This window comes from Streptomyces sp. NPDC051211, from assembly GCF_040689505.1.
In the GTDB taxonomy this organism is placed as follows: Bacteria; Actinomycetota; Actinomycetes; order Streptomycetales; family Streptomycetaceae; genus Streptomyces.
This window is the reverse complement of record NZ_JBFBAV010000001.1, coordinates 416,042-429,355: the sequence shown is the minus strand read 5'-3', so window position 1 is coordinate 429,355 and position 13,314 is coordinate 416,042. Positions and strand designations below refer to the sequence as shown.

General features: G+C 72.0%; 11 protein-coding genes. 10 read left to right on the top strand and 1 reads right to left on the bottom strand.

Going from position 1 to position 13,314, the window contains the following annotated elements:
- The first annotated feature begins 9 nt into the window (after window positions 1-9).
- From AB0447_RS02060 to AB0447_RS02050, 3 genes are read left to right on the top strand one after another with little or no spacing between them, the layout of a single operon-like run.
- Entirely contained in the window at window positions 10-207 is a 198-nt protein-coding gene (locus tag AB0447_RS02060) for a DUF4244 domain-containing protein (RefSeq protein ID WP_366474477.1), read from the top strand.
- Complete coding sequence (locus AB0447_RS02055; protein ID WP_366474476.1) at window positions 194-565, top strand: TadE family type IV pilus minor pilin; 372 nt, start codon at window positions 194-196, stop codon at window positions 563-565. Before AB0447_RS02060 ends, AB0447_RS02055 begins: the two co-directional genes overlap by 14 nt.
- Window positions 562-1,155, top strand: coding sequence for an Rv3654c family TadE-like protein (locus AB0447_RS02050; RefSeq protein ID WP_366474475.1), 594 nt, complete (start codon window positions 562-564; stop codon window positions 1,153-1,155). Before AB0447_RS02055 ends, AB0447_RS02050 begins: the two co-directional genes overlap by 4 nt.
- Here AB0447_RS02050 and AB0447_RS02045 read toward each other — a convergent pair.
- Window positions 1,149-3,521: a DEAD/DEAH box helicase gene (locus AB0447_RS02045; RefSeq protein WP_366474474.1), complete on the bottom strand. Its 2,373-nt coding sequence runs from the start codon at window positions 3,519-3,521 to the stop codon at window positions 1,149-1,151. The two genes, AB0447_RS02050 and AB0447_RS02045, sit on opposite strands and share 7 nt — an antisense overlap.
- 162 nt (window positions 3,522-3,683) lie before the next feature.
- Here AB0447_RS02045 and bldG point away from each other — a divergent pair, with 162 nt between their 5' ends.
- From bldG to topA, 7 genes are all read left to right on the top strand, one after another.
- Window positions 3,684-4,025 (top strand): anti-sigma factor antagonist BldG, encoded by a 342-nt coding sequence (gene bldG, locus AB0447_RS02040; RefSeq protein WP_030152678.1) that lies wholly within the window; start codon window positions 3,684-3,686, stop codon window positions 4,023-4,025.
- Window positions 4,026-4,106: 81 nt separating this feature from the next.
- The gene (locus tag AB0447_RS02035) at window positions 4,107-4,535 is read left to right on the top strand and encodes an ATP-binding protein (RefSeq protein ID WP_366474473.1); all 429 of its coding nucleotides are present in this window, start codon (window positions 4,107-4,109) and stop codon (window positions 4,533-4,535) included.
- A 257-nt stretch (window positions 4,536-4,792) separates the two neighbouring features.
- The gene (locus AB0447_RS02030) at window positions 4,793-7,177 is read left to right on the top strand and encodes a sodium-translocating pyrophosphatase (RefSeq protein WP_366474472.1); all 2,385 of its coding nucleotides are present in this window, start codon (window positions 4,793-4,795) and stop codon (window positions 7,175-7,177) included.
- 137 nt (window positions 7,178-7,314) lie between these two features.
- On the top strand, window positions 7,315-7,881 hold the full coding sequence (locus AB0447_RS02025; RefSeq protein WP_366474471.1) for a small secreted protein: 567 nt from the start codon (window positions 7,315-7,317) through the stop codon (window positions 7,879-7,881).
- Between the two features lie 298 nt (window positions 7,882-8,179).
- Window positions 8,180-9,700 (top strand): methyltransferase, encoded by a 1,521-nt coding sequence (locus AB0447_RS02020; RefSeq protein ID WP_366474470.1) that lies wholly within the window; start codon window positions 8,180-8,182, stop codon window positions 9,698-9,700.
- Window positions 9,701-9,803: 103 nt separating this feature from the next.
- Entirely contained in the window at window positions 9,804-10,001 is a 198-nt protein-coding gene (locus tag AB0447_RS02015) for a hypothetical protein (protein ID WP_366474469.1), read from the top strand.
- 286 nt (window positions 10,002-10,287) lie between these two features.
- On the top strand, window positions 10,288-13,125 hold the full coding sequence (gene topA, locus AB0447_RS02010) for a type I DNA topoisomerase (protein ID WP_366474468.1): 2,838 nt from the start codon (window positions 10,288-10,290) through the stop codon (window positions 13,123-13,125).
- Window positions 13,126-13,314: the final 189 nt, after the last annotated feature.

The following is a 13,314-nucleotide window of genomic DNA, read 5'->3' as shown; positions in this document are numbered from 1 at the left end:
GAGGTTGTCATGAGGATCATCTGGTTTCGGCTGCGGGCTGCGCTGGCCGGTCGGGTCGGGGATGCCGGGATGTCGACATCGGAATACGCCATGGGCACGATCGCGGCCTGTGCATTCGCGGCCGTTCTGTACAAGGTCGTGACGAGTGAGGTGGTCTCCACGGCACTGCAGACGACCATCGGGAAGGCGCTCGATGTGCCGTTCTGAGCAAAAGGCGGACGGCGACGGCGGTTATGTGACGGCCGAGGCCGCTCTGGTGATTCCGGCCCTGGTGCTTTTCGCGGCGCTGCTGGTGTGGGCGCTGATGGCGGCGGCCGCGCAGATCCGGTGCGTGGACGCGGCCAGGGCCGGGGCCCGGGCAGCGGCGAGGTCCGAGCCGCTGGAGACGGCGGTGGCGGCCGCCCGGGCTGCCGCCCCGGACGGGGCGGAGGTGACCGTGGAGCGGACGGGCGAGCTGTGGCGGGTGCGGGTGGCGGCACCCGCACCGGGGCCGGCTGCGCTGCCGGTCCGGCTGGGCGCCGGCGCGGTGGCCCTGGCCGAGGACAGCGTGGGGCCGCCGCCGTGACCCGGGACCGGGGCTCGGCGACCGTCTGGGCGGCGCTGGTGACCGTGGTGCTGGGCGCGGTGTTCGGCGGGGTGCTGCTGCTCGGCCAGGCCGTGGTGGTCCGGCACCGCGCGGCGGCCGCGGCGGACCTGGCGGCGCTGGCGGCGGCGTCGAGCTGGGCGCACGGGCCGGAGCCGGCGTGTGCCGCGGCGATACGGGTGGCCCGCGCGCAGGGTGCCCGGCTGGCCGGGTGCTCCCTGGCGGGCGAGGTCGCGGAGGTCACCGCCGAGGCCGCGGCGGGGCCCTTCACCGGCCGTATCCGCTCCCGCGCCGGACCCGCCGCGGAGCCGTCCCCAGAGCTGCCCGCGGAGCCCGAGCCGCCCGCAGGGCCGCCCCGGCAGCCGCCCACAGAGCCGCCCCGGCAGCCGCCCACAGAGCCGCCCCGGCAGCCGCCCACAGAGCCGCCGCGGCAGCCGCCCGCGGAGCCGTCCCCCGAGCCGCCCCGGCAGCCGCCTGCGAAGCCCGGACCGGAACCCGGCTCCCCGGGCGGGGTTTCCGAGGACGGGGCTCGGGCGGGAGTCGCTGCGGGCGGCCGCGGGCCCGGCTACTGAGGGGGTGCGCCCGCCAGGAGGCGGGTGAGGAGACGGACCGCGCCGCGCTTGTGGAGGGGGTCGTTGCCGTTGCCGCACTTGGGGGACTGGATGCAGGAGGGGCAGCCGCCCTCGCACTCGCAGGCGGCGATCGCGTCCCGGGTCGCGGTCAGCCAGGCGCGGGCCGTGTGGAAGGCCCGCTCGGCGAATCCGGCGCCGCCGGGGTGGCCGTCGTACACGAACACGGTGGGCAGGAGGGTGTCCGGGTGCAGCGGCACGGAGACGCCGCCGATGTCCCAGCGGTCGCAGGTGGCGAAAAGCGGGAGCAGGCCGATGGAGGCGTGCTCGGCGGCGTGCAGGGCGCCGCCGAGGATCTCCGGGTTGATCCGGGCCTCGTCGAGCTGGTCCTCGGTGACCGTCCACCACACGGCCCGGGTCCGCAGGGTGCGGGGCGGCAGGTCCAGCTTGGCCTCGCCGAGCACCTCGCCGGTGATCAGTTTGCGCCGCAGATAGGAGACGACCTGGTTGGTGACCTCGACGGAGCCGTAGCAGAGCCGGGCGGCGCCCCACGGCACCTCGGCCTCGGTGTCGAGGACGGTGATGGAGGTGGTGTCGCGGGCGGTGGTGGAGAAGGGCGGGTCGGCCTCCTCGACCAGGGCCACCGAGTCCTCCAGGTCCAGGTGCTGCACCAGGTAGGTGCGGCCCTGGTGGAGGTGGACCGCCCCGTCGTGGACGGCGGTGTGGGAGGCGGATTCGTCGACCGTGCCCAGCAGCCGGCCGGTGCCGGCCTCGACGATCTGCACGGGGCGGCCGCCGCCGCCCCGGATGTCGGCCAGGTCCGAGGCCCGCTCCCGGCGGGTCCAGTGCCAGGCGGTGGCCCGGCGGCGCAGCAGCTTCGCCGATTCGAGCTGGGGGAGGAGGTCTGCGGCGGCCGGGCCGAAGAGGGCCAGGTCGGGTTCGGTCAGCGGCAGCTCGGCGGCCGCCGCGCACAGATGGGGGGCGAGGACGTACGGGTTGTCGGGGTCCAGGACGGTGGCCTCGACGGGCTGCCGGAACAGGGCTTCGGGGTGGTGGACGAGGTAGGTGTCCAGCGGGTCGTCCCGGGCGATCAGCACGGCCAGGGCGCCCTGGCCGGACCGCCCGGCCCGGCCGGCCTGCTGCCACAGCGAGGCCCGGGTGCCCGGGTAGCCGGCGATCAGGACGGCATCCAGGCCGGAGACGTCCACGCCGAGCTCCAGGGCGGTGGTGGCCGCCAGGCCGAGCAGCTCCCCGGAGTGCAGGGCCCGCTCCAGGGCGCGGCGCTCCTCGGGCAGGTAGCCGCCCCGGTAGGCGGCCACCCGGCCGGGCAGGGAGCGGTCGACCGCGGCGAGGCGCTCCTGGGCGATGAGGGCGATCAGCTCGGCGCCGCGCCGGGAGCGGACGAAGGCGACCGTGCGGACCCCCTGCACGACGAGGTCGGTGAGGAGGTCGGCGGTCTCGGCGGTGGCGGTGCGGCGCACCGGGGCGCCACGCTCCCCGGACAGCTCGGTCAGCGGCGGCTCCCACAGGGCGAAGACCGCCTCGCCGCGCGGGGAGGCGTCGTCGACCACCTCGGTGACCGGCAGGCCCGTCAGGCGGCTCGCGGCGGCCGCCGGGTCGCCGGCGGTGGCCGAGGCGAGCAGGAAGACCGGATCGGAGCCGTAGCGGGCGCACAGCCGCCGCAGCCGGCGCAGGACCTGGGCGACGTGGGAGCCGAAGACGCCCCGGTAGGTGTGGCACTCGTCGATCACGACATAGCGCAGGGAGCGCAGGAAGGAGGACCAGCGCGGGTGGGCCGGGAGTATCCCGCGGTGCAGCATGTCGGGGTTGGTGAGCACGTAGTTGGCGTACTGGCGGATCCACTCGCGTTCCTCGACCGGGGTGTCCCCGTCGTACACGGCAGGCCGGACGGCGTTGCCGAGCGGGGCGGCGAGTGCGCGTACGGCGCGTCGCTGGTCGGCGGCGAGGGCCTTGGTCGGGGCGAGGTACAGGGCGGTCTCGCCCCGGCCGTTGGGCGCTTGCGCCCCGTCGGCGAGGGAGCTCAGGACGGGGGCGAGGTAGGCCAGCGACTTGCCGGAGGCGGTGCCGGTGGCGACGACCACCGAGGTGCCGTTCAGGGCGTGCTCGGCGGCCGCGGCCTGGTGTTCCCACGGGTGTTCGATGCCGGCGGCCTGGATGGCGGCTACGACATCAGTTCTGATGCGGTCCGGCCAGACTGCATGACGGCCCTCCCGAGGGGGCAGATGCTCCGTATGAGTGATGCGCGCAGCCCGACCGGGCCCCCGTGACAGCCGGTCCAGGACCGTGCCGGGGGTGGGTCGGGTGTCCGCGTCGGCCGTGGGCCGACGGGGACGCTGAGTACTGGCCATTGCGTCCGAGTGTGTCACTGGCGTCGGCGACAATGGTCAGAAGGCGTCGTGCGCGCCTGCCGGTAAGTGATTGAATGCCATCGCGGCAGCCAATCCCTCCACTACCTTCGGGTGGGGAGGCCCCTGGGGGGCGCCGCTCGATAGCAAGGTGCTGGAGGATCCGTGGACCTGTCCCTGTCGACTCGCACAGTCGGCGACCGCACGGTCGTCGAGGTCGGTGGCGAGATTGATGTGTATACCGCGCCCAAGCTGCGCGAGCAGTTGGTGGAGTTGGTGAACGACGGCAGCTACCACCTGGTTGTCGACATGGAGCGAGTGGACTTCCTCGACTCCACCGGCCTCGGTGTGCTCGTGGGAGGCCTCAAGCGCGTCCGTGCGCACGAGGGCTCGCTGCGTCTGGTGTGCAACCAGGAGCGCATCCTGAAGATCTTCCGCATCACCGGCCTGACCAAGGTCTTCCCGATCCACACCACTGTGGAAGACGCCGTCGCCGCCACCGACTGACGGCTCCCGAAAGCAGTGGCGGGGGCGCCGGGCCGATGGCCCGGGCCCCTGTCAGCACGCCCGTAGTCCGAGGGGGAGTACATGGCCACCGTTGAACTCCGCTTCAGCGCCCAGCCCGAGCACGTCCGGACGGCCCGCCTCGTCGCGGCCGCCGTGGCGCGCCGGGCCGGTGTGGAGGAGGCCGTGCTCGACGAGGTGCGCCTCGCCGTGGGCGAGGCCTGCTCACGTGCCGTCGGGCTGCACCGGGGCAGCGGTGTGACCGCTCCCGTGCGGGTCGTGCTCACCGAGGAGGAGAAGGTGTTCTCCATCGAGGTCGGCGACGAGGTTCCGGCCCTGGCCGGCGGTCCGTCCGGTGGTGGCGCGGCCGCCGAACCGGATGCCGAGGGCGAGGACGAGATGGGTCTGGCGGTGATCCGCGGGCTCGTCGACGACGTCGAGGTCACCAGTGGTGATTCGGGCGGAGTCATCCGCATGAGCTGGCCCGCCGCCGGCGCGCCCGAGCTTCCGTAGATCATTTCGCCCGCACATTCCGATCTTATTCATAAATGATGAAGGCCCTGCTGAGCAGGGCCTTTTTCACGTCCTGGAGATCAATGACGGGGCGTCAATGCTTTTGCCCCATTACTACTTTCGGGCGTAATGGCGTGACGCGATCTTTTGTTGAAGAGCACGGGGAGGCCAATTCCGTTTCCCGCGTACTGTTTTGATCCGGTGAGGCTACCTACAATCCGTCCACATCTTTGAGCTCATCACGTCAAGGAGGACGTATGACGGGGCTCTTCACCCCCACAGCGGCCGCGGTACTCACCGATGACAATCGGTTGATCGTGATCGTCATTGCGGCTGTTGCTCTGGCCGCACTCGTCGTCGCCCAGCTCCTGGTACGCCAGGTGCTCGCCGCCGACGAAGGCACCGACAGTATGAAAAAGATCGCTGCCGCCGTTCAGGAAGGCGCCAACGCCTACCTCGGCCGGCAGCTCCGCACCCTCGGCATCTTCGCCGTCGTCGTGTTCTTCCTGCTCTTCCTGCTCCCCGCCGACGACTGGTCGCAGCGGGCCGGACGTTCCGCCTTCTTCCTGATCGGCGCGCTGTTCTCGGCCGCCACCGGCTACATCGGCATGCGGCTTGCCGTACGCGCCAACGTCCGCGTCGCCGCCGCCGCCCGCGAGGCCACCCCGGCCGAGGGCGAACCCGCCAAGGACCTCACCGCCGTGGCCCACAAGGCCATGAAGATCGCCTTCCGCACCGGTGGTGTGGTCGGCATGTTCACCGTCGGCCTCGGCCTGCTCGGCGCCTCCAGCGTCGTCCTGGTCTACGCCGCGGACGCGCCCAAGGTCCTGGAGGGCTTCGGCCTCGGCGCCGCACTGATCGCGATGTTCATGCGGGTCGGCGGCGGAATCTTCACCAAGGCCGCCGACGTCGGCGCCGACCTGGTCGGCAAGGTCGAACAGGGCATTCCGGAGGACGATCCGCGCAATGCCGCGACCATCGCCGACAATGTGGGCGACAACGTCGGAGACTGCGCCGGTATGGCGGCGGACCTCTTCGAGTCCTACGCCGTCACCCTGGTGGCCGCCCTCATCCTCGGCAAGGCCGCCTTCGGCGACCTCGGCCTCGCCTTCCCCCTGATCGTCCCCGCCATCGGTGTGATCACCGCGATGATCGGCATCTTCGCCGTATCCCCGCGCCGCACCGACCGCAGCGGCATGACCGCCATCAACCGCGGCTTCTTCATCTCCGCAGTGATCTCCCTGGTGCTGGTCGCGATCGCCGTCTACGCCTACCTGCCGGCCACCTACAAGGAGCTCGTCGGCGTCGAGAACACGGCCATCACCGGCCACTCCGGCGACCCGCGCATCCTCGCGCTCGTCGCCGTCGCCATCGGCATCGTGCTCGCCGCCCTCATCCAGCAGCTCACCGGCTACTTCACCGAAACCAACCGGCGGCCCGTCCGGGACATCGGAAAGTCCTCACTGACCGGACCGGCCACCGTCGTCCTGGCCGGCATCTCCGTCGGCCTCGAATCCGCCGTCTACACCGCGCTGCTCATCGGCCTCGGCGTCTACGGCGCGTTCCTGCTCGGCGGTACGTCGATCATGCTCGCGCTGTTCGCCGTCGCCCTGGCCGGCACCGGCCTGCTCACCACCGTCGGCGTCATCGTCGCCATGGACACCTTCGGTCCGGTCTCCGACAACGCCCAGGGCATCGCCGAGATGTCCGGCGACGTCCAGGGAGCCGGCGCCCAGGTCCTCACCGACCTCGACGCCGTCGGCAACACCACCAAGGCCATCACCAAGGGCATCGCCATCGCCACCGCCGTGCTGGCCGCGGCGGCGCTCTTCGGCTCGTACAGCGACGCGATCGCGGGCGCCATCAAGGACGTCGGCGCCAAGGCCGGGGAGATGAACCTCAGCCTGGACATCGCCCAGCCCAACAACCTCGTCGGGCTGATCCTGGGCGCCGCCGTCGTGTTCCTCTTCTCCGGACTGGCCATCAACGCGGTCTCCCGCTCGGCCGGCGCGGTGGTCTACGAGGTGCGCCGCCAGTTCCGCGAGCACCCCGGGATCATGGACTACACCGAGAAGCCCGAGTACGGCCGCGTCGTCGACATCTGCACCAAGGACGCGCTCCGCGAACTCGCCACGCCCGGCCTGCTCGCCGTACTCACCCCGATCGCCGTGGGCTTCTCCCTCGGCGTCGGCGCGCTCGGCTCGTTCCTCGCCGGAGCCATCGCCTGCGGCACCCTGATGGCCGTCTTCCTCGCCAACTCGGGCGGCGCCTGGGACAACGCGAAGAAGCTGGTCGAGGACGGACACCACGGCGGCAAGGGCAGCGAGGCCCATGCCGCGACCGTCATCGGCGACACCGTCGGCGACCCGTTCAAGGACACCGCAGGCCCGGCCATCAACCCGCTGCTCAAGGTGATGAACCTGGTCGCGCTCCTGATCGCCCCGGCCGTCGTGCAGTTCAGCTACGGCGACGACGCGAACCCCGTGGTCCGTGCCGTCATCGCGGTCTTCGCGGTCGCCGTCATCGTCGGCGCCGTGTACGTGTCGAAGCGGCGGGGCATCGCCGTCGGCGACGACAGCGGCAACGGAGCCACTGCCGCCGAGCGGGTTGCCAAGCCGGCCGACCCGGCGGTCGTTTCCTGAGCTCAGGTCACGGCCCGGCGGTACGACCGAACGGCGGACAGGCGACGCGGACTGACGCGTCGTCTGTCCGCCTTTCTGCGCCCCCGGATGGATGGCGTGTATGTTCCGGGCCGAGAGCCTTGGAAGGGACCAATCCGGTGAAGAAGAAGCTTGCGGCCGCGGTCTCCGGCGGTGCGGTGCTGATGCTCCTGCTGTCGGGCTGCAGTGACGACGGCGACACGAAGTCCGCCGACTGGGCCAAGAACGTCTGCGACAAGTGGCAGCCCGAGTACAAGAAGATCGAGGCGGCCAACGCCGAACTCAAGCGGGTGGCCACGGAGAGCAGCAAGCCCGAGGAAGTGCAGAAGACCGACTCCGCGGCCTTCCAGACCATGTCCGAGGCGTTCACGGCGATCAGCGCCGCGCTTCGCGATGCCGGCGAGCCGCCCGGCGGGGACGGCGGCAAGACGGCGGTCGCCGCCGCGACCCAGGGCTTCAACGACACGGCCAAGGGCTACGCGGACCTCAAGGCGAAGATGGACGCGCTGGACCCGAAGGACCAGGCGAAGTTCGCCCAGGGCCTGCAGGACCTGTCCAGCGGCCTGGAGAAGGTGGCCGCGGACGAGAAGGCCGCCAAGGAGAAGCTCAAGGCCGGCGGCCTGGACAAGCCGATGGCCGGGCAGGAGGGCTGCAAGGTCACCACCCCCGCGCCCACCCAGAGCTGACCGCGCAGAGCTGACCCGCGCAGAGCTGACCCGCGCAGAGCCGACCCGCGCACAGCGGATCCGCCCTGAAACCGACCCACCCACAGCTGACCACCAACAGCCCACCCGCGCAGAGCGGATCCGCCCAGAGCTGACCGGCGCAGACCAACGCCGGCCCACCGCAGACCGCCCAAGGCCGGCCCGGACCGGCACGGCCGGGCGGTACGCGCACCCGGGGCGGCCGGGGTCCCACCGGACCCCGGCCGCCCCGCGGCATGCCGGGACCCGGCCGCGGCCGCGCAGCCGACACAATGGACGGGTGAGTACCAGCAGCCTGCCCTCGCCCGACCGCGCCGCCGCCCTGCGCCCCGCCCTGCTCTCCGCCGGCTTCACCGCCGACGGTCTGCTCGACCTGCTCGGCGCCCCCGCGTACGCCGCACTCGCCCGCAGCGAGACGGTGCCCGCGCTGCGCGCCACCCGCGGGGACAGCCCGCTGGAGACCCTGGTCCGGCTGTTCCTCCTCCAGCAGCCCGTCCCGTACGTCCACGCGGCCGCCGCCCTGCCGGCCGAGGACGCGCTGGCCGACGGCTGGCTGCGCCGTGAGGGCGACGAGCTGCACGCCACCGTCGACGTGCGCCCGTACGGCGGCCCGGACGGGCAGGACTGGTTCATCGTCTCGGACCTGGGCTGCGCGGTCGGCGGGGCCGGCGGCATCGGCGGCCGGGCCGGCGAGGCGGACACGGCCGTGGTCCTCGGCGTCGGCGGCGCCTCCACCACCCTCGCCGGGATCACCGTCCGCCCCCCGGTCGGCTCGGCCCTCGACCTCGGCACCGGATCCGGCCTCCAGGCGCTGCACGCCACGCAGCACGCCACCCGGGTCACCGCCACCGACGTCAACCCGCGCGCCCTGGCGTTCACCCGGCTCACCCTGGCCCTGTCCGGGGCCCCCGAGGCCGAGCTGCTCACCGGCTCGCTCTACGAGCCGGTCGGCGACGCGACGTACGACCTGATTGTTTCCAATCCTCCTTTCGTGATCTCGCCCGGCGCCCGGCTGACCTACCGGGACGGCGGCATGGGCGGCGACGACCTGTGCCGCACCCTGGTGCAGCAGGCGGCCGCCCACCTCAACCCCGGCGGGTACGCGCAGTTCCTGGCCAACTGGCAGCACGTGGAGGGCGAGGACTGGCACGACCGGCTGCGCTCCTGGGTGCCGCGCGGCTGCGACGCCTGGATCGTGCAGCGCGAGGTGCAGGACATCACGCAGTACGCGGAACTGTGGCTGCGGGACGCCGGCGACCACCGCACCGACCCGCACGAGTACGCGGAGCGGTACGAGGACTGGCTGGACGAGTTCGAGGCCCGCAAGACCAAGGCCGTCGGATTCGGCTGGATCACCCTGCGCCGCACCGACGCGGAGACCCCCTCCATCGTGGTGGAGGAGTGGCCGCATCCGGTGGAGCAGCCGCTCGGCGACACCGTCCTCGCCCACTTCGCCCGACAGGACTACCTGCGCGGCCACGACGACGCCTCGCTGCTGGAGGGGCACTTCCGGCTGGCCGCAGAAGTGATGCAGGAGCAGGTCGGCGCGCCCGGCGCGGAGGACCCGGAGCACGTGGTGCTGCGGCAGAACCGCGGCATGCGGCGCGCCACCAAGGTCGACACGGTCGGGGCCGGGTTCGCCGGAGTGTGTGACGGCTCACTGAGCGCCGGGCGGATCCTGGACGCGATCGCCCAGCTGCTCCAGGAAGATCCGGTCGTCCTGCGCGACCGCACCCCGGAGTCGATCCGGCTGCTCCTGGAGCAGGGATTCCTGGAGCCCGCGGACACGCCGGAACGCTGAGTTCACCCTGGGTTCGCCCGGCGTATCCCCACGGCTGCCAGGCTCGTCCGTACGAGGAATCCGGGGGGATTCCGGGGAGCGGCTCCGGGGGAAGGGGTGCGGCGTGGACAGCGTTCCGGCGATCTTCGCGGCGACGGTGTTCCTGCTGTTCGGAGCCGCTCTGCTCACATGGACAGGGGCGCGTGCACTGCACCGCGCGCCGGTCGCCGAGGGCGTGCGCCCCGCGGTGGCCCTGCCGCTGGCCCTGCTGGCCGGCGGCGTCTCCCTGGCCCTCGGCGTGTGGTCCCTCGGCCGGCTCTGAGACGGAATCCGAAGGAATCCGACCGAATTCCGTGCGGTCCGGGAGGGTGCTCCGGGGAGGGTCGCGGACGGCGCCCCCGAAGGGGGCCAGACGGCCCCGCGGCCACCCGGCCCGGTGATCGGGAAGGGCCGGGCGCGGCATCCGGGCGGCACGAATGGCACTAGTCGGGTTACCGTTCGAGTGGCCGTTGCGGGCTTCTGCCGTTTGACACGGGGGCGGGTTGTACCGTCACACTCCGCAGCGTCGCCGTACTGCGACCGAGTGCCGACCGGAGAGAAGAGCCAAGTTGTCCCCGACTAGCGAGACCGCAAAGGGCGGCCGCCGACTCGTCATTGTCGAGTCCCCTGCCAAGGCGAAGACGATCAAGGGCTACCTCGGCCCGGGATACGTCGTCGAGGCGAGCGTCGGGCACATCCGCGACCTCCCGAACGGCGCCGCGGAAGTGCCCGACAAGTACACGGGTGAGGTGCGACGCCTCGGCGTGGACGTCGAGCACGACTTCCAGCCGATCTACGTCGTCAACGCGGACAAGAAGGCGCAGGTCCGGAAGCTCAAGGAGCTGCTGGCCGAGTCCGACGAACTCTTCCTCGCCACCGATGAGGACCGCGAGGGCGAAGCCATCGCGTGGCACCTGCAGGAAGTCCTCAAGCCCAAGGTCCCGGTCCACCGGATGGTCTTCCACGAGATCACCAAGGACGCGATCCGCGACGCCGTCGCCAACCCGCGCGAGCTCAACCAGCGCATGGTCGACGCCCAGGAGACCCGCCGCATCCTCGACCGCCTCTACGGCTACGAGGTCTCGCCGGTCCTGTGGAAGAAGGTCATGCCGCGGCTGTCGGCCGGCCGTGTCCAGTCCGTCGCCACCCGTCTCGTCGTCGAGCGCGAGCGCGAGCGCATCGCCTTCCGCTCCGCCGAGTACTGGGACCTGACCGGCACCTTCGCCACCGGCCGCGCCGGTGACGCCTCCGACCCCTCCAGCCTGGTCGCCCGGCTGAACACGGTGGACGGCCGGCGCGTGGCCCAGGGTCGCGACTTCGGCTCGAACGGGCAGCTCAAGAGCGATGTCCTGCACCTGGACGAGGCGAACGCGCGAGCCCTGGCGGCCGCCCTCGCCGAGACCTCCTTCGCGGTCCGCTCGGTCGAGTCCAAGCCGTACCGCCGCTCCCCGTACGCCCCGTTCCGTACGACCACCCTCCAGCAGGAGGCTTCGCGCAAGCTCGGCTTCGGCGCGAAGGCGACCATGCAGGTGGCGCAGAAGCTGTACGAGAACGGCTTCATCACCTACATGCGTACGGACTCCACGATCCTGTCGGAGACCGCCGTGCAGGCGGCCCGTGCGCAGGTCACGCAGCTGTACGGCGCCGACTACCTGCCGGAGAAGCCGCGCGTCTACGCCGGCAAGGTCAAGAACGCGCAGGAGGCGCACGAGGCGATTCGCCCTTCGGGTGATCGTTTCCGCACTCCCGCCGAGACCGGTCTGACCGGCGACCAGTTCCGCCTGTACGAGCTGATTTGGAAGCGGACCGTCGCCTCCCAGATGAAGGACGCGGTCGGCAACTCGGTGACCGTGAAGATCGGCGGCCGGGCTTCGGACGGGCGCGACGCGGAGTTCACCGCGTCCGGCAAGACCATCACCTTCCACGGCTTCATGAAGGCGTACGTCGAAGGCGCCGACGACCCGAACGCCGAGCTCGACGACCGCGAGCGGCGCCTGCCGCAGGTCGCCGAGGGCGACGCGCTGACGGCCTCGGACATCACGGCGGACGGGCACTCCACCAAGCCGCCGGCCCGCTACACCGAGGCCTCGCTGGTCAAGGAGCTGGAAGAGCGCGAGATCGGCCGCCCGTCGACGTACGCGTCGATCATCGGCACCATCCTGGACCGCGGCTACGTGTTCAAGAAGGGCACCGCGCTCGTCCCGTCCTTCCTGTCCTTCGCCGTGGTCAACCTGCTGGAGAAGCACTTCGGCCGGCTCGTCGACTACGACTTCACCGCCAAGATGGAGGACGACCTCGACCGCATCGCGCGGGGCGAGGCGCAGTCCGTGCCGTGGCTGAAGCGGTTCTACTTCGGCGGCGAGGCGGCCGCGGACGCCTCCGCCGCCGGGAACGGCGACGGCGACCACCTCGGCGGCCTGAAGGAACTGGTCACCGACCTCGGCGCGATCGACGCCCGCGAGATCTCCTCCTTCCCGGTCGGCGAGGGCATCGTGCTCCGGGTCGGCCGCTACGGGCCGTACGTCGAGCGCGGCGAGAAGGACGCGGAAGGCCACCAGCGGGCCGACGTACCGGACGACCTCGCTCCGGACGAGCTGACGGTGGAGTACGCGGAGGAGCTCTTCGCGAAGCCCAGCGGCGAGTTCGAGCTGGGTGCGGACCCGATCAGCGGCAACCAGATCGTGGCCAAGGACGGCCGGTACGGGCCGTACGTGACGGAGATCCTCCCCGAGGGCACCCCGAAGACGGGCAAGAACGCGGTGAAGCCGCGGACCGCCTCGCTCTTCAAGTCCATGGCCCTGGACACCGTCACCCTCGAGGACGCGCTCAAGCTGATGTCCCTGCCGCGCGTCGTCGGCGCGGACGCGGAGGGCGTGGAGATCACGGCCCAGAACGGCCGCTACGGCCCGTACCTGAAGAAGGGCACGGACTCGCGGTCGCTGGAGACCGAGGACCAGCTCTTCACCATCACCCTGGACGAGGCCCTCGCGATCTACGCCCAGCCGAAGCAGCGGGGCCGCGCGGCGGCCAAGCCGCCGCTGAAGGAACTGGGCACAGACCCGGTGAGCGAGCGCCCGGTGGTCGTCAAGGACGGCCGCTTCGGCCCGTACGTGACGGACGGCGAGACGAACGCGACGCTGCGGCGGGACGACGACGTCGAGACGATCACGCCGGAGCGGGGCTACGAGCTGCTGGCGGAGAAGCGGGCGAAGGCGCCGGCGAAGAAGACGGCCAAGAAGGCGCCGGCGAAGAAGGCCACGGCGAAGAAGGCGACGGCCACGAAGACGGCGGCGGCGAAGAAGACCGCGGCGAAGAAGACCACGGCGGCGAAGAAGACGACCACGACGGCGGCGGCCAAGAAGGCGGCGGCGAAGAAGACGGCGTCCTCGGCCCCGCCCGCCGAATAGCAGCACCGGCCGCCCGCAGCACAGCCCTGCGGGCGGCTCTTTCCCCTCCCCGCCCCTTCCCGGACCGGGACTCCGCCCCAGCCCCCGTCCGGCGCTTCGCGCCGGGTGCGCGGTGGGCTCAAACGCCGCGCGGGCCGGATTCGGCCCCGCCGGCGGTTGAGGCGCGGGGTCCGGGCGGAGCCCAGGTTG

Bases quoted from the DNA above. Each gene is read 5' to 3' on its own strand.
- AB0447_RS02055 (WP_366474476.1), top strand. From the start codon at position 194: ATGTGCCGTTCTGAGCAAAAGGCGGACGGCGACGGCGGTTATGTGACG.
- AB0447_RS02035 (WP_366474473.1), top strand. From the start codon at position 4,107: ATGGCCACCGTTGAACTCCGCTTCAGCGCCCAGCCCGAGCACGTCCGG.
- AB0447_RS02060 (WP_366474477.1), top strand. From the start codon at position 10: ATGAGGATCATCTGGTTTCGGCTGCGGGCTGCGCTGGCCGGTCGGGTC.
- AB0447_RS02030 (WP_366474472.1), top strand. From the start codon at position 4,793: ATGACGGGGCTCTTCACCCCCACAGCGGCCGCGGTACTCACCGATGAC.
- AB0447_RS02045 (WP_366474474.1), bottom strand. From the start codon at position 3,521: ATGGCCAGTACTCAGCGTCCCCGTCGGCCCACGGCCGACGCGGACACC.